This window comes from Stutzerimonas stutzeri (genome assembly GCF_013522825.1).
Lineage (GTDB): Bacteria > Pseudomonadota > Gammaproteobacteria > Pseudomonadales > Pseudomonadaceae > Stutzerimonas > Stutzerimonas stutzeri_AK.
In genome coordinates this window covers 1-19387 of the sequence record NZ_JAAMQZ010000039.1, presented here as the reverse complement: position 1 = coordinate 19387, position 19387 = coordinate 1, and the positions used below count along the sequence as shown (strand labels likewise).

23 protein-coding genes are annotated in these 19387 nt (G+C 54.2%); 11 read left to right on the top strand and 12 right to left on the bottom strand.

Annotated features, from left to right (window positions below):
* Positions 1-4: 4 nt before the first annotated feature.
* The 7 genes from G7020_RS19615 to mvaT all read left to right on the top strand — a co-directional run bounded on the left by G7020_RS19615 (position 5) and on the right by mvaT (position 6173).
* Entirely contained in the window at positions 5-325 is a 321-nt protein-coding gene (locus tag G7020_RS19615; protein WP_063542357.1) for a hypothetical protein, read from the top strand.
* 174 nt (positions 326-499) lie between these two features.
* Positions 500-1597 (top strand): ParA family protein, encoded by a 1098-nt coding sequence (locus G7020_RS19610; RefSeq protein ID WP_063542355.1) that lies wholly within the window; start codon positions 500-502, stop codon positions 1595-1597.
* Between the two features lie 25 nt (positions 1598-1622).
* Complete coding sequence (locus tag G7020_RS19605; protein WP_044314871.1) at positions 1623-2636, top strand: ParB/RepB/Spo0J family partition protein; 1014 nt, start codon at positions 1623-1625, stop codon at positions 2634-2636.
* Positions 2637-3335: 699 nt separating this feature from the next.
* The gene (locus tag G7020_RS19600; protein WP_044314872.1) at positions 3336-3824 is read left to right on the top strand and encodes a hypothetical protein; all 489 of its coding nucleotides are present in this window, start codon (positions 3336-3338) and stop codon (positions 3822-3824) included.
* Positions 3825-3928: 104 nt separating this feature from the next.
* Positions 3929-4201 carry a hypothetical protein gene (locus G7020_RS19595; RefSeq protein WP_141239065.1) on the top strand — a complete coding sequence of 91 codons (273 nt, stop codon included), beginning with the start codon at positions 3929-3931 and terminating at the stop codon, positions 4199-4201.
* Positions 4202-4661: 460 nt separating this feature from the next.
* Positions 4662-5555 carry a ParB/RepB/Spo0J family partition protein gene (locus G7020_RS19590; RefSeq protein WP_063542353.1) on the top strand — a complete coding sequence of 298 codons (894 nt, stop codon included), beginning with the start codon at positions 4662-4664 and terminating at the stop codon, positions 5553-5555.
* A gap of 258 nt (positions 5556-5813) precedes the next feature.
* Positions 5814-6173: a histone-like nucleoid-structuring protein MvaT gene (gene mvaT / locus G7020_RS19585; protein ID WP_044314875.1), complete on the top strand. Its 360-nt coding sequence runs from the start codon at positions 5814-5816 to the stop codon at positions 6171-6173.
* Positions 6174-6249: 76 nt separating this feature from the next.
* Here the strand turns inward: mvaT and G7020_RS19580 are convergent, their stop codons facing one another.
* Entirely contained in the window at positions 6250-6564 is a 315-nt protein-coding gene (locus G7020_RS19580) for a hypothetical protein (RefSeq protein WP_040138111.1), read from the bottom strand.
* Between the two features lie 109 nt (positions 6565-6673).
* Here G7020_RS19580 and G7020_RS19575 point away from each other — a divergent pair, with 109 nt between their 5' ends.
* Entirely contained in the window at positions 6674-7435 is a 762-nt protein-coding gene (locus tag G7020_RS19575) for a hypothetical protein (protein ID WP_052816814.1), read from the top strand.
* Positions 7436-7622: 187 nt separating this feature from the next.
* On the opposite strand, the gene G7020_RS19570 is transcribed toward G7020_RS19575, so the two are convergent.
* The 11 genes from G7020_RS19570 to G7020_RS19520 all read right to left on the bottom strand — a co-directional run bounded on the left by G7020_RS19570 (position 7623) and on the right by G7020_RS19520 (position 16813).
* The gene (locus tag G7020_RS19570; protein ID WP_044314876.1) at positions 7623-8813 is read right to left on the bottom strand and encodes a tyrosine-type recombinase/integrase; all 1191 of its coding nucleotides are present in this window, start codon (positions 8811-8813) and stop codon (positions 7623-7625) included.
* Entirely contained in the window at positions 8810-9178 is a 369-nt protein-coding gene (locus G7020_RS19565; protein ID WP_044314877.1) for a hypothetical protein, read from the bottom strand. Before G7020_RS19565 ends, G7020_RS19570 begins: the two co-directional genes overlap by 4 nt.
* A 169-nt stretch (positions 9179-9347) precedes the next feature.
* On the bottom strand, positions 9348-10082 hold the full coding sequence (locus G7020_RS19560; protein WP_044314878.1) for a metallophosphoesterase: 735 nt from the start codon (positions 10080-10082) through the stop codon (positions 9348-9350).
* Positions 10083-10202: 120 nt separating this feature from the next.
* The gene (locus G7020_RS19555) at positions 10203-10565 is read right to left on the bottom strand and encodes a hypothetical protein (RefSeq protein WP_181086709.1); all 363 of its coding nucleotides are present in this window, start codon (positions 10563-10565) and stop codon (positions 10203-10205) included.
* 76 nt (positions 10566-10641) lie between these two features.
* Positions 10642-11043 (bottom strand): TraR/DksA family transcriptional regulator, encoded by a 402-nt coding sequence (locus tag G7020_RS19550; RefSeq protein WP_181086708.1) that lies wholly within the window; start codon positions 11041-11043, stop codon positions 10642-10644.
* 273 nt (positions 11044-11316) lie between these two features.
* Positions 11317-13041, bottom strand: a complete 1725-nt coding sequence (locus G7020_RS19545; protein WP_181086707.1) for a DUF4942 domain-containing protein — start codon at positions 13039-13041, stop codon at positions 11317-11319.
* A 66-nt stretch (positions 13042-13107) separates the two neighbouring features.
* A complete protein-coding gene (locus G7020_RS19540) occupies positions 13108-13938 on the bottom strand; it encodes a replication initiation protein (protein ID WP_019406693.1) in 831 nt (276 codons plus the stop codon).
* A gap of 1171 nt (positions 13939-15109) precedes the next feature.
* Positions 15110-15367, bottom strand: coding sequence for a hypothetical protein (locus tag G7020_RS19535; RefSeq protein ID WP_019406696.1), 258 nt, complete (start codon positions 15365-15367; stop codon positions 15110-15112).
* Entirely contained in the window at positions 15364-15630 is a 267-nt protein-coding gene (locus G7020_RS19530; RefSeq protein ID WP_157786434.1) for a hypothetical protein, read from the bottom strand. The genes G7020_RS19535 and G7020_RS19530 overlap by 4 nt, the downstream gene beginning before the upstream one ends.
* A complete protein-coding gene (locus tag G7020_RS19525; RefSeq protein WP_019406697.1) occupies positions 15630-16121 on the bottom strand; it encodes a hypothetical protein in 492 nt (163 codons plus the stop codon). The genes G7020_RS19530 and G7020_RS19525 overlap by 1 nt, the downstream gene beginning before the upstream one ends.
* 146 nt (positions 16122-16267) lie before the next feature.
* Entirely contained in the window at positions 16268-16813 is a 546-nt protein-coding gene (locus G7020_RS19520) for a hypothetical protein (RefSeq protein ID WP_019406698.1), read from the bottom strand.
* Between the two features lie 171 nt (positions 16814-16984).
* On the opposite strand from G7020_RS19520, the gene G7020_RS19515 reads away from it, so the two are divergent.
* From G7020_RS19515 to G7020_RS19505, 3 genes are all read left to right on the top strand, one after another.
* Positions 16985-17428: a LexA family protein gene (locus tag G7020_RS19515; protein ID WP_019406699.1), complete on the top strand. Its 444-nt coding sequence runs from the start codon at positions 16985-16987 to the stop codon at positions 17426-17428.
* 75 nt (positions 17429-17503) lie between these two features.
* On the top strand, positions 17504-18625 hold the full coding sequence (locus G7020_RS19510; protein WP_019406700.1) for a hypothetical protein: 1122 nt from the start codon (positions 17504-17506) through the stop codon (positions 18623-18625).
* An 18-nt stretch (positions 18626-18643) separates the two neighbouring features.
* Positions 18644-18838, top strand: coding sequence for a hypothetical protein (locus tag G7020_RS19505; protein ID WP_181086706.1), 195 nt, complete (start codon positions 18644-18646; stop codon positions 18836-18838).
* Positions 18839-19387 lie beyond the last annotated feature (549 nt).

Below are 19387 nucleotides of genomic sequence, written 5' to 3'. Positions count from 1 at the left end.
ATCCATGACCACCACAGATAGCCAGCCCGCACCACATGAGTTGCTTCGTGAGGAGTTCTGCGCTTTGGCCAAGGCTGTTCGCCTGAGCAACCACGGCCGGCGCTGGAATGTGGAGCTAGGCGAGCGCTATTCAGCTTTCTCGGACGCTGAAACGGCAGTGCTTGCCCTTCTTGATGTGCATCGTGCTGCCGTAAATAACGCCCTCTTCTTCAACGATCCTGTGCAGTCGGGCTCGCTCTACGGCACAACCACCCTCCCCCCGGCCCATGTGCTCGATCAATACCCGGACTTGATAGAACTGTTCCCGGATGCCGTTGCGGTATAACGCTGGCCTCTTCTCTGAGCCCGCCTATGCGGGCTTTTTTGTACCTGCCGTAAAAAATGCTTATAAGTCTTTCCACGTAAGCTTTTTAGCTCTAATCAACGCTCGCGTATGACGCAGACTTGATTTACAACGCACACCGTGTAAAGTCTCACCAAAATCACTCAAGGAATCGACATGGAAAACACCCGACCGCCCTACCCTAACTACGATGAGATCGCTTACGCGCCTCAGTTTGCCGCCGACTGCCTGGGCATCTCTCAGCGCGCCCTGCGCCTGGTCGAAGAAGAGCCAGGAATCGAAATTCGTCGGATTAGTAGCGGCTCGGTTGCGCGTCGTGTGTACTCCCCTGCTGACCTGTTCCAGATCGCAGCCATGCGCCGCAGCAAAGGGCTTACCCGGACGCTCAAGCGGCCGATGACGATCTCCACATACGTGCAGAAAGGGGGTACGGCCAAAACCACCAACTGCGTGAATTTGGCGATCTATTTGGGGTTCATGGGGCTGAAGGTCCTGATCATCGATAATGACCCGCAGAGCGATGCAACGGAGATGCTCGGCTACTATCCCGACCTCACCCCGGAAGAGCTGGAGGACCTTGGAATTCCTGCAGATCGCGGCGTAGACGGAAGCCTTGGCAACGTGCTGGGCATTCGTGGACTTTTCGCCCCCAAATCCCTCGATGAGATCATCAAAAAGCCTTTTGGTGAGTATGGGCCTCACCTCATCCCATCGGAGGAGCAGCTGGAAGAGCTGGAGATTGGCATCAACGCATCGCAGAACCACGACTACCGCTACGCCACCCTCATCTCGAAGGGGCTGAAAGGCGAGTTCCCCGGTGTGGACCTGCGCTCTTATGACGTGATTATTTTCGACAATGCCCCTACAGCATCCCTTATGACTCGCAACAGTCTTGTCGCTTGTGACTTGATTGTCTGCCCAATCAGGATGGATAAATTCTCCTCGCGCGCCCTCGCCCGCCTGGGTGACCGTCTTCGCGCTTCCCACGAGGAGTACGGTCGCACCCCGGCCGTAGCAGCCATTCCTACGATGTTTATCAAGAATCGCCCACGGGCCATGGAACACCTGGCGAAGCTGGAAGATGTTTTCCCTGGGTGCGTTACGGAATCGAAGCTGTATATGTCCGAAGACTACTCCAAGGCCCTCGAACTGGGCCTGCCGATCCTTACCTGGAAGGGTGCTTCTGACAATTCCGCTGGCGCCATGCGGTCTGTTTACAGTGAAATTCTTGATCGACTGATTGCGCTGAGCTAATCAGGTCACCACAACGGAGGTTCAGATGCCCAAGAAGGTGCGGCCTTTCGGCCAGGACCGGCCCTCGGTCGAGGAGCTGCAGCAACTGCAGAAGCAGGAGAGTGCAAGCAAGATTCCACCGGCGAGCCTTGGAGTCACGCTTGACGACATTCTCAAGGCAAAAGATCAGCAGCAGCCCGCTGATGAACATTCTGCAAGCGCTACCGCCCTCCCCCAGTATCCTAGTGCTGATGAGCATGCTGATCAGGGTGACGCGACCGTAGCTCCCCTCTCCCGCATTGTCGTCAATCCTGAGATCCAACCGCGCCTCGCGCGTACCGACGATCAGCAGGAGCGTCTTACGACCTCGATTGCTGTAGCAGGCAAGATCACCAGGCCAGTTCTGGTTAGGTTGCTGGATGACGGTAAATTGGAACTGCTTGGCGGCTATGGCAGGTACCGAGCAGCCGCAGATCTTGGCTGGATATCGGTTCCAATCCGAATCATCGAAGCTGATGACGCTGAGGCCGAAATACTCGCGGTCGCCGACAACGAAGGTCATACCGACTTAACGGACTTCGAGAAGGGCCGGCAATACGCGAAGATCCTGAGCCGAGGCAAGATCAAGAATCAAAGGGCGCTAGCTTCTAGGCTTGGTGCAAGCCTAGCGTCCGTAACCCGCTGCTTGTCATTCATGAAGCTTCCTCCCCAGGCAATTCAGTATCTCGAAACCCACCCTTCCCTGGTTGGCGGCCGAAGCATTGCTGACTTTGTAACGGCCGGCGAATCTCATCCAGATCTGGTTTTGCAGGCGCTACAGAAGATCGAAGAAGAAGGCATCAGCCAAGAGGCGGCGTTAAGGTGGATCGAGAAGACCATTAAGGACGATAGCAACAAGCAGAGATCACCTAGCTTTAGCACCTCTGAATTGACGCTGGGTAATGGACGCGCTGCATCAATGACGGTCAGGAAGAACACGATCAGCCTCAAGCTTCCTAAGGATCTGGACATGAGCGCGGCTCAGGAAGTGATCCGCAAGGCTATTGAGTCGATCCAATAGCCAGCTTTATCGAAGCACTACCTTGGCCCTGCTCATGACGGGGCCTTTTTTTTCACTGTGAAACACTGCCCGTTATTATCGACTGAGCCCTCAGCTTGAGTGGCATATCGCCACCCCCCAACATTCAACCGCCCTGCCCTGCCCTGCCCTGCCCCGCCCTGATCTGCTGCTGCCGTTGTTTCACAGTGAAACATGGCAGGCTGAGCGCAGCATGCCCGCGCCTTTGAGCGCCCACTATGTGATGCTGATTATGATGGGTCACCCAGATCTCACTCCAATCACATAGAGAGCGAGTGAGGCGACTCTATCGTCTGCGTGTTTCACCGTGAAACATGTTGATGCGCCCCTCCCCTACGCCGCGATAAACAAATAGGAATGGGCTGGTGTGAAGTCAGGAGATGAAGCCTTATCAATGTTTCACTGTGAAACATCAGCATCTGCTGGAATTCTGATGCTGCCAAATTGGATGCCGTCTGGCATAACGCCCCAAGCGTGGACGGCCAATTGCCGTATTGGCAGCGCTTTGAGCATGCGCACTCATAGTAAAGGACTTCGAGCGCCGCCGTTGCCATAGTGGCCTGCATTCGACGACGCCCGACGCGAACTATTTTTTAAAGCGACAACAAAGCTGCAGGATTCCAGCGCACATAGCTGAAAAAAAACTCCAACATGTCCTCACTCACCACAAAGAGGACAGTCATGGAAAGCGCGCTGAAATTCGATGAAGAAGCCTTCGCACCTAAGGAACGTTGCAGCGACCTAAGCCTGCCGCTGGGATTGCGGGTAGGGCAGAGCACAATGAAATCAGTCTTGGAAGATTTCATAGTCACGAGCGAACAAGGGTTCAGCTTCACGAATGGGCCAGTAGTAGAGGTCATATCGGCGAATGATCTGTACCCAGAGGTGCAGCACATTCTGCTGGCCTTCGACGAAACAAGCATCCTGGATGCGGCCTGGCTGACGCTGGATGCTTCACAGTACGAACAAATGAAAACGAACCTTTCGCAGGCCCTAGAGGTGATCAATACCAACGACCCTATAAGAGGCAGCAGGAGCGTGCTCTTCAAGCTCGAAGATGGGCAGCTGGAGCTTCATGCGCCGCTGTTCAGCCAAGAAATGACCCTTGGCTACAGCACCAGAAAGTTTCATTTAGCAAAAATGTCTAGAACGACGCTTATATATGAATAAATGAGTGAGGTGATCGGAACGAACGGCGTACTAAAATATCAATATGATGTGCCTATGTTTCTTGCATGATGGCACAATGCCAGCCGAGCATTTCGGAGGCGAACATGGAACAGCCAACCAAAACCAGCACACCAGTTTCTCATCGGGCAATCTCTCGATTCGATAGCATGCGCTTGACGGAAACCCTAACCCGTAATGACCTTATTGACGAATCCACTGCTGAGCTGTACGCAGCCGTGATGGAGCACTGGAGAAAATGCACACCCTGCGCGAAACGAGAACTCCTAGAATCCAGCTGCCGTCCCATCAGGGATAATGCCAAATTAATGCAAAAGATTTTTGATATTACCCAATCTGACATGATACGCCTGGTCTGAAAGCACCCGCGCAACAGGTGGCCTTTCAAAGCTGAGTGTCACATCAGCCAGCGTGCCGCAACTGTTGATATTGCTGACTGAGCAAGAGGTTAGCCACAATGAAGAAAAAGTCAGAGCCTAGCGTCGTGCATTCTTTCCCTTATTGGGTCGAACCGCCCGCGCCGGGACAAGATCTCCGAAGCATCGACTGGTGCGTAATGGAGGTCCTGTCTGATAAAACGCTGAGGATCGTCGAAACAAACCCCGATCCTAAGGAACTTGAGGCACTGATCACTGCCCTTGAGAAAGAGAGGGTTTGACGGGTAGATACAAACAACGAAGCACAATGAAGACCAATCAAAGGCCGCTCGACGCGGCCTTTTTTGTTGGCAGGAAACCTACCAGAATCTGGTAGGTTTAAAGCACCGGATCATGTTGATGACTGATAACGTAAGTCCATCAACTAGCCAGGCTCCGCATCATGGTCACACAGTACGAAATTCATCCTTACGCCAAGCTGTTCCCGATGATGCAAGAAGATGAATACGTCACATTCCGCTCAGATATCAGCACCAATGGCTTGCGACATCCTATCGTTCTTTTCCAGGGCAAGATTCTTGACGGTCGTAATCGTTATAGGAGCTGCTGTGATCTCGATATTGAGCCAGCGACGGAGGAGTACACAGGCGACGACGCGTTAGGCTTCGTGCTGTCGTTAAACCTCTATCGTCGGCAACTGAGCGTTGCGCAGCGAGCATTGATCGCAGCAGAGGTTTCCTCCTTGAAGTCCGCAGATGAAGAGGCGAGCATTACGATTGAGGACGCAGCAACCATTATGGGCGTTAGCCCCAGATCCATATCTTCAGCTTGCAAGGTCGTTCGCCAGGGTGTGCCCGAGCTGCTAGACGCTGTGAAGTCTGGCGAAATCAGTATTTCAGCTGCAGAAAGAATCAGTGGACTGGAAGACCAGGAACAAAAAACACTTTGCAACGATGGACCCAAAGCCATATGCAAAGCTGCGAAGCAAATGCGAGAGAAGAGCAGGCCGGCCCCCAAGGCTGCAAGTAAACCCATAACTGCACCATCGCTAATTGATGCAGCTGAATCCAATCCTGCATCCCTCGATGCATCTACTTTTGATACAAACTCCGCATCAGACGATTTGCTTCAGCCAACGATGAAGTCTCCGTCCAGCACCGAGTTGCTATTTGCACTAGCGAAGGAAGCTATGGAGCAGGGCTATGAGGCCGAGACACTGGTGGGACAGATTCTGGATGAGGTAGAACAGGGATTGGATATGCAATTACTACTGTTTACCTCCGAGGCCATGAGTCTTCTATACCCCCGCCTTAAAGCTATGTCGTTCAGGCGTTAAACCTCGCTTGGGTTGTTGCTGGTCCGTGGTTAGATGAAGCTGTACAGATAGAACGAACCGACCACACCAGTTGACTCCAAAGAGGGCGAGTAACACTCGTGAACACAAATGAACACATTTCAGCTCATACGCGGTAAATTTTGGTATGCAGGCATATTTGCTTTCGGTACGCTTGCAACCTACGGATGCCTTACTCTTGTCGGGTTTGGCTCACACGCGATCTAATTGCGCATTCCCAACATAAGGAAAGGATCGAAAATGTCTCTCATCACTGAATACCGCCAGACCGAGGAAGCTATCAAAGAGCTTCAGGCCCGATTGGAAAGCATGAACAATGATGACCGCCTGAAAAAGGAAATGGAGTTCGAAGAAAAGCTGCGCGCTCTGATGGCTGATTACAACAAGTCCCTACGGGACATCATCGCAATCCTGGACCCCGATTCCCGTCAGCGCCCAGCTGCTGCGGCGCCCAAGAAGCGTGGAGAGCGTAAGGTCAAGACCTACGTGAATCCCCACACCAACGAATCAATCTCCACCAAAGGGGGCAACCACAAAACCCTGAAAGCCTGGAAAGCCGAACACGGCAGCGATGTGGTTGAAAGCTGGGTTACCGAATGACCGTTAAGGTTAAACAAAAAAGTCAGCGCTAAGCTGGCTTTTTTGTTTCTATTCTTTTGCTGAGTTTCAGTAGATTTCAAATAACCTTATTGTGCTCGGCTACAAGCTCTTCCTCCTTGATCTCCCCGCTATCGAGCGCTACCTTTAGTGCTGCGTTAAGTTGTTTGGTCTTATGCATGTAGACCGCTGCCCCTCGACACATAGGGTTATCGCCACCGTCAGCAACGTCAGCGTGCTTGCGGCAGTTGGGGCGATAAAATAGGTCGCCTTTCATTTCAGACAGATGATGCCGGCGAATACTCAATGCTTCAGCATCACGGTTACTTTTCAGAAACGGGCACTCATTGCATATCTCTTTTACAGAGCAAATGTGCTTTAAGATGTTTTCCATACAGGCTCTCCAGTCAATGCCTAGATCGACTGTACGGCCAAGCTGCTATATCCCAAGCCATTGGGTTTCTGGTCATCTAGGATAGATTTAAGAAAAACCGGAGGGTTCCATGAATAGCTCAGTCGCACTCAATCAGAATCCAACTCTTGCCCAGATCAATCACCAGCTAATGCGCTTCAGCTTGCCAGTGATCCCGCGCGAAAAGATCCAGGTGGTTCTTGATCATGCTGATCGCGGTAAGTTGATCGCCTCGCTCAACCAGCTCGATGACCCGAACGCATTGGAATATGTCAGATCATCGCTAACAGCCGCGCAAATACTGTCGGCCAATGAGGAAGATGATCAAGGTGGTATGGATGGCCAAACTAACGATGATGACCAGGGCCGTAGCCAACGTGACGAGAACAATCTGATGAGTGATCGTGCGAAGTTCCACGTCTACGGTGGCAAAGCCGCGCTATGCTTTGAAGCCGATGTTACCCGTGGTGGGGTGCCAACCATTGCACTCGATGCTGCAAGTGCAACGGGACCGCGATCCTACAACTGGGGGCAGAAAACTCGCATTCAAATGACGCGCGCTGAGCTACCCGTGGTTGCGGCCGTACTGCTTGGCGCTCGCCAATCCTGCGAGTTCTCTTCTCACGGTGCCGATAAAACGAAAGGCTTCTCTATGGAGCGCCAGGGTACTAAGGTGTTCACGAAGGTCTTCGAGAAGGGCGGGGGTGTGAAAGCTGTACCGATTGAGGCTGCAGACGCCTTCTTTGTCACGAGCTTGTTTCTCTTGCAGATCCGTAAGATCTCTCCATGGTTGGATGCCAGTTCAGCTATCGCACTGGTTCGCTCAACAATGCACATGCAGCAGGCTACCTGATGCATGGTGCAACGCCGACCTAGCTACTTTGGCACGCTGCTGCAGATGCAGCTGCTGCTCATTGCCTGGGGCAGAGAATTAAACCCGCCATTGCCCAGCTCCGGCCTACAACCACAGTCATCTACATGACGGCCACCATTGCTCAAATGGAGGCCTCCCATGAGATGCCTATCCCAGCGTGTTTGCATTAAGCAGCCTCTTGCTGCTCTCTGGTACCCATCAAGAAATCGTTCCACTGCTGCATAAGCAGCCGGCGTTTATCGATCAACTCCGCGCGGTTGTACGCTGCTTCTACCCTGTCACTCAGACCGTGCGCCAAAGCCATTTCGCAGACCTCTCGCGGGAAATCGGTAGCGTCTGCCGCCCACGTCCTGAAGGTCGAGCGGAACCCATGCGGGACGCAATCACCGGCCTTGATCTTCTTCAGCACGCGGCCCAATGCATTCCCCGCCAAAGGGCCTGAGCCCCGACCCTTCTTAAAAACCCAGACAGGATCGAGCCCTTTCACACTGTCGAGAACTTCGATCATTGCCTCGGTGAGCGGTACCCGATGTGTTACCCCAGACTTCATGCGCTCTGCAGGGATCGTCCAGATGCGCTCTGCAAAATCGAACTCATGCCATTGGGCATTACGGACCTCACCGCTTCGGCAGGCAGTGAGAATCACCATCTCCATTGCGCGGGCAGCACTCCCATCCAGGGTGATGAGATCGCTGTATAGCCCGTGGATCTTCTGCCAAGGGTAGGCGGGGAAGGGCCGCTTACTCTTTGATTGCCTGGCCAGCAGCTTGTCGAGGTGGCCACGCCAGCGGGCCGGATTCTCGCCCTCACGCAGCCCCTTGGCTTTGGCAGCATCCAGAATCAGCTCGATGCGATTGCGGACCAGCTTTGCGGTAGCTGGAATCTGCAGCCAGATGGGTTCGAGAACAGCCAGGACGTTATCGGTGTGTACATCGCGTGGGTGCAGCATGCCGATAACATTGAATACGTGATTCTCCAGGCTCGATTCCCAATCCTGAGCATACGCCGGGCTCCAAGAGGCAGAGTGAGTCCTGACGTACTGCTTGGCTTCAGACTTGAACGTCTTTCCCGCCTTTTTGCTGGCAGCCGATTTCTGGCGAATGGCGTAGCGCTGGTCCAGCGGATTTTTCCCCTGCGAGATCGTCACTCGCTCAGCGTCGGCGGCAAGCCGGGCATCACGCAGAGAGAGGGCAGGGTAGGTACCCAACGAGATGTCGTGCCGATCCCCGTGGAATGAATATCGGAACACCCAGCTTTTCCGCCCTGTCTCCGCGATACGCAGTATCAAGCCCCGCCCATCCTGATAGGCGCCGGGTGTGGTCGTGTCCTTCACAAACTTCGGGGTCAGTTTGCTCATGGTTCGATTCCAAGGAAGGTTTCAAGTTGCGGCTTGGCCGGGTGGCTGAAGCCTGCCTGCCAGCCGGCGAGCGTGTCGGAAGATCCGTGCGCACCAACCGGGCAGCCCAGCCAGGCGCGGACAAAACCTGCACGGCGGTTGCCTGTGAACCCCTCGGACTCAGCAAACGCACCGATGGCTTCGATGACCAGGTGAGCGACTGCATCCTTTATGAACAACGGACGCTGCGATGCGCTGAGGTATATCGCGCGCACCTCCATCTCCGCGCGCACCTGGGTGAAGTCCTGATCCAAGGCCATGCTGATGGCTGCTGCGCATATGCCGTCCTCGATCACTGCACTGACGGTTGCAACTACTGATTCCATGCTGATCCTTTTATGCAAAATTCAAATCTCGGCACCGCAGGGCCAGCAGCAGGGTCAGATTTCACGCTTTGTACGCAGATAGAGTATCTGCGTACAAACGACCTGTAGAGCGCATATTTACAGCCCATTGCCCGTTCCGGCTCAATCTGTCCCACAGCCTCTCCCACATTTACACCTGATAGACGTGCCGGGCGCCGTTCGGCATCAGCTCGATCATGGTCAACCGGCCGCCCTCAAAGCAGGCGCCAGTGTCCAGGTAACAGACGTTGCCAATGGTTTTGACCTGATCGACCCGCGTGTGGCCAACGAACACCGCTTCAACACCGCGCACCAGGGAAGCGTCAAGTTGCTGGTAGCGCTTTCGGCTCCAGATAGCCTTGGAGGCGAAGTGGGCGCACACATTGTTGCCCCACTCACCACAAAGTATTTCCTCAAAGTGGGTCCAGTCGTGATGCGGGCATTCGGCATGAACTAATCCGTATTTCTTTCCGCACGGCCCAATAAACGAAAGTGCAACTGGAAGCTTATTTAAAAGCCTTGCGACCATACTTCGCTCAAGTACGTTTAATTCATAAAACCAGTCGCCACCATTATTGATATGCCCCGGCGCATCACCTTCTAAACCTGCGTCAATACACCACTGATCATGATTCCCGCGCACAGCGATGAAGCCTTGCTGGCGAGTCATCAATGCCATTCGGAGTGAGAGAGGGCCACGATCAACCAGATCGCCAGCAGAAAAAATCCTGTCAGAATCCCAGTCAAACCGCGCCATGCAGAGCAGTTCATTGAGCTTTTCAGCCTCTCCGTGAAGGTCGCCAACTACAAAGTCACGACCAACACGATTGGCACCGTACTCGTGATAAAGCCCGTTACCCGAAACAACTGGCGTCCGACCGATCATTGCTTTTCCCACTGAATGTTATTCAATGGACTCTACCTCAGGACCGTAATAACCCAAGCACCCCAAAAAAAAAGACCTGCTGAAGGCAGGTCTTGATCTACGGTACGTGCTTCCTGCGCCCTACAGCATGACGTTGTTGTGCTCGTAGTAGAACGAAAGAATCCACTTGGCGTACTTTTCTGCGTCATTAGCACAGGAGTCCAATGTTTCAAGTGCACTCTTTAGAACATTCACGCACGGGGTCAATGCAAATTGCTCAACAAGATTGGCAATGCGCGCACGAATCTGACGAATAATCATCAGCGCACTTTCTACACGCGGAACGTCTTGTGCAGTGAGCACTTCTGAAAGATTGTAGAATCTCCACAATAAAGCTCTTTGCTCTTGGGCAAGGTCCATCCAACCCCGGAGCGCCGCGTGCATTTTTACTTGGTCATTACCATCGAAGCGCAACAGCGTGTCAAAATTAATCTCTTCACTCACCAGCATACCCACCTCATATCAATTTAAACTCTAACGCCAACAATATAACAATAATCGAATTAGTCAAACCTTTATTTTACCGATTATAGTGAGCAGCTGCAGACTCCATTCGCGCCTGTGCCACAGCGCTTAACTTCGCAGTGGGCTGAGCAATCAGTCGTTCTAGCCCGATTTCTTCGCCGGTATCTTCACACCATCCATACTCATCATCTTTGATTGCCTGGATAGCTCGTGTAATTTCGGCACTCTGCGCATTCAAACGCACCAAGGTGCGATAAAGCGTGTTTCGTTCTTCTTCGATAAGGCCTTGATCTAACGCGTCCGCTGCAATGCCAAGGCCTGCCAATGCTTCTTTGGCAGCACGCGCTGAATCAGCCACTTCTCCAAGGCGAGCCCGCAGCACGCCCTCGAAGAATTCTTTCTGTGCTGGGTTCATATAGTCGCCACCCGGAACGCGATTGATAGTGAAGCTGCTCATATGTCATTTCCTTCTTTGGATATTTTTTCCTGTTTGTGTGCCCGATACATATAGATCCAAATCAGTAACTGAGTGATGATACTGACGGCATTCCAATGACTCTGTGATCTGACCGCACCATAAAGAGCGATCATCAGGTACAGCACAATTAGCCAATAAAACCATTTCATAAAGCACCGATATTTCTCTTAGCCCAATATCTGCGCCTATCCGCTGATAGGCGCGATAAGTCGTGCTCGATTACAATGATCGAGCTTTGGCGAATCCCAACTCTTAGCGCTTAGTTGCCTTGAGAAGGAGCACGCTTATAGACGTACCGGCAAATGCGTTCTCGATTGGCTGCGAAAACTCAAGGTCGAAGCCTGGAAGGAGATCCGCAGCCTTGCCGCGAGCACTCAGAGGGAGCACCGCACCAATACGCCCGCCCTGGGCTACCAGAGTGCCCGCATGCTGCAGATGCGCCTGCCAACGCCCCTCGCTATAGGGTGGGTTCATCGCGATCACAGAGAAGGCGTCACCAGCGCTCCAGGCGAGGAAATCGCCCTCGATGACCTGATGTCCCTTCTTGCGCAGGATTTCGCAGTGCAGGGGGCTGATCTCTACGCACCGGGTACGATCCTTCGGTAGTAGATCCGCAATGCCTCCTTGACCAGCCTGAGGCTCACACACGGTATCCAGCAGGCCGATATCCAGCCAATCCACCAGTTGGCGTGCTACCGCCTCGGGGGTGGGGAAGAATTGATGTGACCGCTGGTCCGGCAGGACCCCCAACGCGGCAGTTTGGTGGATCAGGTCCAGTGCATCAAAATCGAACTGCCAATACGTGATCCTGGGTTGTTCCGCGCATGGCGTCAGCACGCCGCCGAGCGCCTGCATGACGGCTCCGACCTCGGCCCGTAGATGCTTGCTGTGCTCACGGCAGGAGAAGGGCAGGGACACCGCGTTACGCACCGGAATGTAGTCGTATTCGCGACGGAAGCTTTCAGACTTAACCATCTTCTTGAAAGGCTCGATCTGGGCCAGCAGAGCCCCTACCGCATTTGAAAATGGCCGATCAAACAGTGGCCTGTTCTTGGATGTGCCTGTAGGTGCCCGCTTCGGCCGCTTGCGGAACGATTCAGGTATGGCTGCAGGGTGCAGATAAGCAAGGATGCTATTGAGCCGATACGCCATCTCAGGATGCACATCCAGGTGAGCTGTGCCCACCTTGAACGCCTTGACCCGAAATGCGCCGGCGTCAGCTTCGATCCACTCTCCAGACGCCGCGCGAGCGGTCTGCAGTAGTCGTCCCGTTGAAGATCGGCAGGGATCGTCGCGACCCATGAATTTCGCGATCACCATCCGCAGGTCGTGGATATACCCCTCGCGATCATGCGACGTGCTTCCCCACTCGTTGAACACGCCACTCATGATCATGCGCTTGGAGAATCCCTCTGGAACATTCGTTACGTGCTGACGCGATAGTCCCTTGAATATTCCATCTACCCGCTCAGCCAAGAACTCGGCTCTCCGAGCCTGCAAAGAAGTTATCGTGCTCCGAAGATTGTCGATATTAAAATCCGGCATATCACGTTCTGGGTTCTGGCCCTTTACATAATTATGGTCACGCCAAGCGTTCAGGATTTCATTCCACTGATTACGGCGCTCCTGCGGCATATAGTCCATCAGGTCCGTTTCCCGCAGCGCTTTATCCCAGTATGTGGCTTCCAGCTCAAACAGGGCGCCTTGGAGTTGAAATATCTCGGAGAACGAGTTTGTGTGACGAAGACTTGCCGAGTGGCCATACTTGTCTTTGCTGTTCCCATTGAAAAAGTAGTGCATAACACCCGAGACATTCTCTTGGGTGTAGATAGCATGCACTTCCACTATCTTTTTCTTGGTTGTCTCGTAAGCAGAGACAAGGGAGGAGAATCGGTCGAAAGCGACCGGAGCATAAAACGTATCAATAATATCGGCAGGGATTACTTCTGGCTCAGTTGCGGGTATGTTGTTCAACATGGTCATCACCTATAAGGGAATGACCAAATTGTCCCGCGCGACCTGAAATACCCAAACCAGCGCTACCTAACTTTCGGGCTCAGCAATGATATCGTTCATATCTTGCTCAAGATCCTCAGGCGGAAAACTCCCATTCTGGAACTGGAGTGTCATTTGATCGAGCAATCTAAAGTTGAATTTAATTGCCTTAACTGTCCGATGCTCTTTTATTAACTCGTAGTCCAGTTCCATGCTGCATTTATTGCGCAGCTCTTTAACTGAAGCATCGATTACACGACTGCGAAGATTACTAAAGCGCTCATAGGCCTCGCCGAGCTGGAGGCGCCGACGCAGCTCCTCAACTGTGATGTAAAGCCATCCTTTCGACTTGTACTGCATCAGCATCTCAAAGAGTCGAAAGCTATAGGTTGATTCGATGCCGGAAACACGCCAAAGGTCGTAGGACGTGTAATGGCCGATCAGCCTGGAGAGATATGGCTTAACGGTCGTGGAGAAAAGAAGCTCTACCCGGCCTTCGCCTTTGACATAGGTGCAGCGCTCGACCCAGCGAACCTCGTGGATCGCCCGGCCTTTGCCAGTCCCGGTGATGGAGGTGATCTTGGCGTTGAACAGCTGCTTGGCGGCATCCTGGAGCTGGGTGTAGGCATCGCTCTTGTTGACCGTGTACCGGCTCATGAAGTCGTGCGCGGTGACTACGATCCCGTTGGGCATGGGCTTACGCGAATCGATCTTGGCGATGGCCAACAGGATCAGCCGCTGCTCAGCCACGGACAAGCGATAGGACGCGCCCACCAGATCGTTGTGCTTGGAGACAACGTGAGGCGAAATCATCGTTTCATTGCTGGTGTCGCTGTCTGGCTCTGTGGCGACGCTATCAGTCGTGATGATGTCTCCCATGCCTCAATCCCGGTCAAAAGTCATTCAGGGTGTTGAGCATAAAGGCCTTTCCCGGAAACCCCAACCGACCATCCAGCAGATATCTCGCACGGTGCGGGCAGGTAATGGAATCTGTAGTCACGACAGCTCGATACGGGCCATCTTCTCGACCTGGAATCTGTAGTCATGAGGTTTTCCTGAGGTCATTTCAGCATGGAATCTGTAGTCATAAGGCCACGCCGCCTTGGTTGGGAGCATGGAATTTGTAGTCATGAGACGTTCCGGCCCGATCACTTTGCATGGAATCTGTAGTCATGACGCCGAGAGGGGGGAGGTTTTCCACCTGGAATCTGTAGTCATGAAGCCTGGAATTTGTAGTCATGAGGGCTCCAAAGCCGGGGTTATGACATGGAATCTGTAGTCATGAGCCCGTTCGGAGCGCTGTTTAACATGGAATTTGTAGTCATGACGCCGCACCCATCGACCGATCTGCGGCTCAAAATCGTGACATTGATCATGCTCACAGCATGGAATTTGTAGCTGTGAGGCCAGCGGGACAATCGGAAGTAGTTCAAGGTTCCGATAAAAGGAAAACTGTTTGCAGATCAATGATTTAGCGGCCTTCAGAGGTGCCGGAAGCCTAAACCTACAACAAAAGCGTAAGATTGAGCCTTACAAATTGGTTGTTTTGTTGTAGCCCTGAACTCGCCCCTTCAACCCGCGTTCGCACCTGCCTGTGGATAGCGCATGGAATCTGTAGCACGAAGCATGGAATCCGTAGTCATGAGGACTGGAATCTGTAGGCATGAGACATGGAATCTGTAGTCATGAAGGTGGGAATCTGTAGTCATGACCCCTCTGAAACCCGCATGGTAGAAGGGCTGGAGCGTTCCGATAAAGCTTTTAAAAACAAGCCATAAAACAAGAAAAAAAGATTTAAAAGGGCAGGTGGTTGTGGACAAGGTGGGATCGAGCCCCGTCGTGGGACATGATCCCACGACGCCGACCACCTGCGGACCAACTTTGCCAGCTAGCAGCGACAGGGCATCCCTACCAGGGGAAGAGCGGACCTTGGCTGCTCGCACCTCTGATCTGGTAACTATGGAGCACGCAAATTTGCGAGCAACGAATGCTGCTTTGCATGCAGGTACCCAGTGAAATCAGAGTCCCAGACCCAAACCGAGTAGGGCGATCAGAACAGCGCCAACTGACCGCACATCGGAGCGATGTCCATCCACGTTTCACCGTCAACCTTGAAGCCGAACGCCATCAGTGCGGCAGCGCAAGCTTCACCGGACACAAACCCTGCCGCTTCGGAGGACTCCGCGGTTGCCAGCAGCACCTGACCGCAGACATGTGAGGGGAAGACACCGACATACATCATGTGTCCGCCATACGCCTGCCAGCTCGCCACGTATGGCCGCTGCCCACTAACACGCTCAATGTTCATCTCGGTGCTTCCTGGTTCGGCAATCGGATCAAATCCACACGTTTAGGATCTTCCCCGCCATCTGGGAAGAACAGGTTGAACTCAACGATGGCAGTGATCCCTTCCAAGCGCAGCTGGACAGTGGTCTGCCAATGGTCCGTTTGTTCACCGGACCAAGGCGCAACCTCAACAAGCTCTTTTCCTTGGAAGCATCCCCGCAGCACCAGGGAGGCGGCACTGGTACGCCGCCCGAGCAAATGAAATCTTTCAAGGGCCACTGGCACTACCACTCGTAGGTCTTCAGGACATCAACGGAATCCCAGTCCCGATCCAGGCGCACCCAGCCATCGAGCCCCTGACGCTTGAGCCACTGGCGAATATCAGCGGCACACTGCGGCAGCTCGGCTTCCAGCCCCTCTTGCTCCAAGAAGCGAATGAACATGCCAGCGCCGTAATTGGCGACGATGGCCCAGCTACAAGCGTCCGGCTTTTCGCTCAGCTCTTGAGCAGTAGCTTGGTCCAGGTGCGCAGTCGAGATAACGGGCATGGCCATCATGTCAAATCGGCCTTCAGTGATACGGACGCGGTGAGAGTGATCTTCGAGAGTGGCGGGCGTGTCACCAGTGACCAGGCCCTTGCCTGTGATATCGCAAACGATCTGCTCAAGATTGGCGTACAGCTCGCCGCGTTGCATGGCGATCCCAGTGGCCTCCTCATCACCACCATTCGGGTTGACGGTGCCGCTGAAGATCAATGAAAAGTTGAGGGGTTGCATACGGATGTCCTCGCTGTTTGGATGCTTCCAGGCTATCGCTGACCCGATGAAACCCAAGCTGAGCCGGCGCGCCTTTGCTTAGCTACCGGCAGCGAGGGCCGTACATGCCTACAAAGCCCAGAAGAAAATTTCTCCTGGAGCCGGAGCTATGCAGGCCGCTCACTCGGGTTATTGATCAAGTGCTCGAACAGCACACGCGCGGAAAAACGTTCCAGTTCGGCGGGTGTAATGGGGGAGGGGTTACCAGCTGCACCTGGCTTCAAAATGCGCGCGCCCTGAGCGGTATGCCAATCGAAGACCATGAAGTGCAGCGACAGGCCACCTTGAAGCTTTGGCAAAGCCTTGAGCGTCTGGGTATGGCTGGCATACAAAGCCAAAGCCAGAGCCAGATCACGAGAGGATGTCCGATCCCGCCTTTCAGGGCACAACGCATCGTAATGAGCCAAGGCGCCTCCAAGGACACCAACAGGACTCAGGCCGGCAGCGTGTTTCAGCATTTCGCCCGAGCACATAGCGCGATACCCCTCGGGTGTAAGCTGAGCAACTAGCCGCGAGCCCTGCGGAATGCTGTAGGAATAGAGCCAGAAGCCTCCAGAAGACGTTTCATCCTCCTGACCGGCGTCCAGCACCCATCCAGCGTTCTCAATTTGGGCCGCAAATTTGCGACCGCGTGCTTTTCCAAGCTCGTCCATCTCAGTGACTCCGCTGTGATTATTTGCGGGACCAATCCCCGCGAGAACAGGCTTGCATGGAGTCGGAGAAACCCAAGGCGAGCAATCACTGGTATCCCCAGGAGAAAAACTCGTTTCAGGATTCAGGGTGCCGCACTAGAATACTGTCCATATGTACAGTATTGGTTTCGCATGATGATCCAGCTCACTGCCAAGCTCTCGCCCAATGCCTCTCGTCAACCACTCCCCCTGGCTGGGCCTGTGAGCTGCGGGTTCCCCTCGCCAGCGGCCGACTACGCGGTACCGGATCTATCGCTCGATGAGCTGGTGGGTATCAGGCCGACCGGCTCGATTTTCCTCTTTCGCGCGTCAGGGGACTCGATGCTCGGGACGGGCATCCGCGACGGCGACATCCTGGTGGTGGATAAGGCGAAGGAGGCCAAGGTCGGCGATGTGGTGCTGGCCATCATCGGATGCGAGTTCACCGTCAAGGAGCTGGCCAAGGATGAACAAGGCAATTTCTCCCTCGTGGCCACGAACCCGGCGTATCCGCCGATTGTGCTGGGCGAGGCAGAAACCTTGGAGGTTTGGGGGGTGTGCATCTGGGTGTTGCGCCAGATGGGCGCCGCCAGATGAGTTGCGGGGTGTTGGGTTTATGCGGGATTATGCAAAAATGAATAATTATTCAGAATCGCATAAAGGTGCATATTCATGACCATCAAGGATCGTCTGCACTTCCCCCGGCTCGCGCTGGCCGAGTCCATTTTGCTGGGCTTCGAGAACAACATCCAGACTGCCACGACCATTTTCGCTCCGCGTCGAAAAGGCAAAACCACGTTCGTGCGCAACGATCTGATTCCAATGGCCAGAGACAAGGGGTTTCTCGTAGCGACCGCTGACCTATGGCTGGACAAGGATCACCCGGAGCGGGTTATCGCGCGAGCGTTGCAGGAGGCCATTCATGGTACCGGCTTTGTCCGGCGCACCTTGCTACGGTTTACGAGGCCCGGTCAGGTGATAAGTGGCGTGAACGCCGGTGCCGGCGCGGACGGAGTGACCGTTGGCCTCGATCTAGCCGATGACGCGGGCCTTGTCCTACCCGAGCTTTTCGAGCGATTCAGCCAGCTTGGCAAAGGCAAAGCCCTGCTGATCATCGACGAGGTTCAGCACCTCGCCACGCGCAAGGAATTCGAGACGTTCACCGCCACGCTGCGCACGCTTCTGCAGGGCGCGCAAGGTAAGGTCTATGCCGTGTTTACCGGCTCTTCTCAGCATGGTCTGGCGCGCATGTTCCGGCGCAGCAAAGCCCCTTTCTACCAGTACGGTTCCGAGGTCAGTTTCCCTGAGCTGGGTATGGAGTTCGCGCAGCACCTTGCCGCCTTGTATCTCGAAGCCACCGGCCGAACCTGGGAAGCCGCCGAGGCGTTCTCGTTGTATGTGCGGCGGGGAATGATGCCCAAGCATTTGCGCGAGATTTACAACCTGAGCCTGACGCAAAACCTGCCCGTAGTTGAGGCGGATAAAATCGTCTGGGCTTCCATGCTGGACGAAGGCCAGTTTGCCACCCTGATCGAGAGCTTGGCTCCGCTGGATCAGGCATTGCTTGTGGGCATTCTCACTGGCGAATCCTTGTTCTCGGCTGAATACCGCAAGAGGCTCGGTGATGAACTCCCCAGCGGAATAGCGCCTACGACGACTCAGGTGCAGTCAGCGCTCAAACGCCTGCAGCGAGCCGAACTGATCGGTAACCTCGACCACGGCAGTTGGAGCATTGAGGACGGCGCCTTGCAAAGCTACCTGCGGCGGGTTTTGCTGGACGATGACCAAGACTGACCCCGCTGGCTGGCTGCCATGACTATCGCCTTGATCGACGCAAACGCCTTCTACTGCTCGGCGCAGATCCTGTTCGAGCCGTGGCTGCGTGACTCTGCCGTGGTGGTCGCCAGCAACGGAGATGGATGTGTGGTCAGCCGTAATGACCAAGCCAAGGCGCTCGGCATAAAAATGGGCCAGCCGGTGTTCGAGCTGCGCTGTGTATTCCAGTGATGCTGCCCACCGGTTCCAGTGATTGTGACCCGCCCGTGCTGGAGGTTCTGCCTAGCCATTCCAGTGGTTGTGATCCACTGCGCCGACGATCCTGCCCCATCCCTAAGGCATGTAGGTGCGTAATTGCACGGACTTGACCACCTTATTGCATCCGTACTGACCACTCATTTGCATTGCACTTGACCAGGCGGTTGCATTCGATTTGACTACCGATTTGCATCGGGTTTGACCCGCACGCTTAGTAACCATGATCGGCTGAGAGCTGGCCATTGCTGCCGGTGGCGACAGGCAGAAATCGGCCGATTCTGTTGAAAAAGTAGGTTTAGCGGCGGCCTGCCGATCAGGTGTGCCTGCTGTCGAAGTGACTGCAAGCCACTTCAGGTTGCCTTTCGGCGTTTCGCTGAGCGTCCTTGCTCAGGCCTGAGGGTTAATTTGAAGGTTTCTGCTCTCAGCAGGCGTACCTATCCCGTGAGCGGTGGCCCTTGAGGCAAAAGCTTGGCCATGCGTCGCAGGTTCTGCACCGCCGCCGCCAAAGTGAATTCGTCAGTG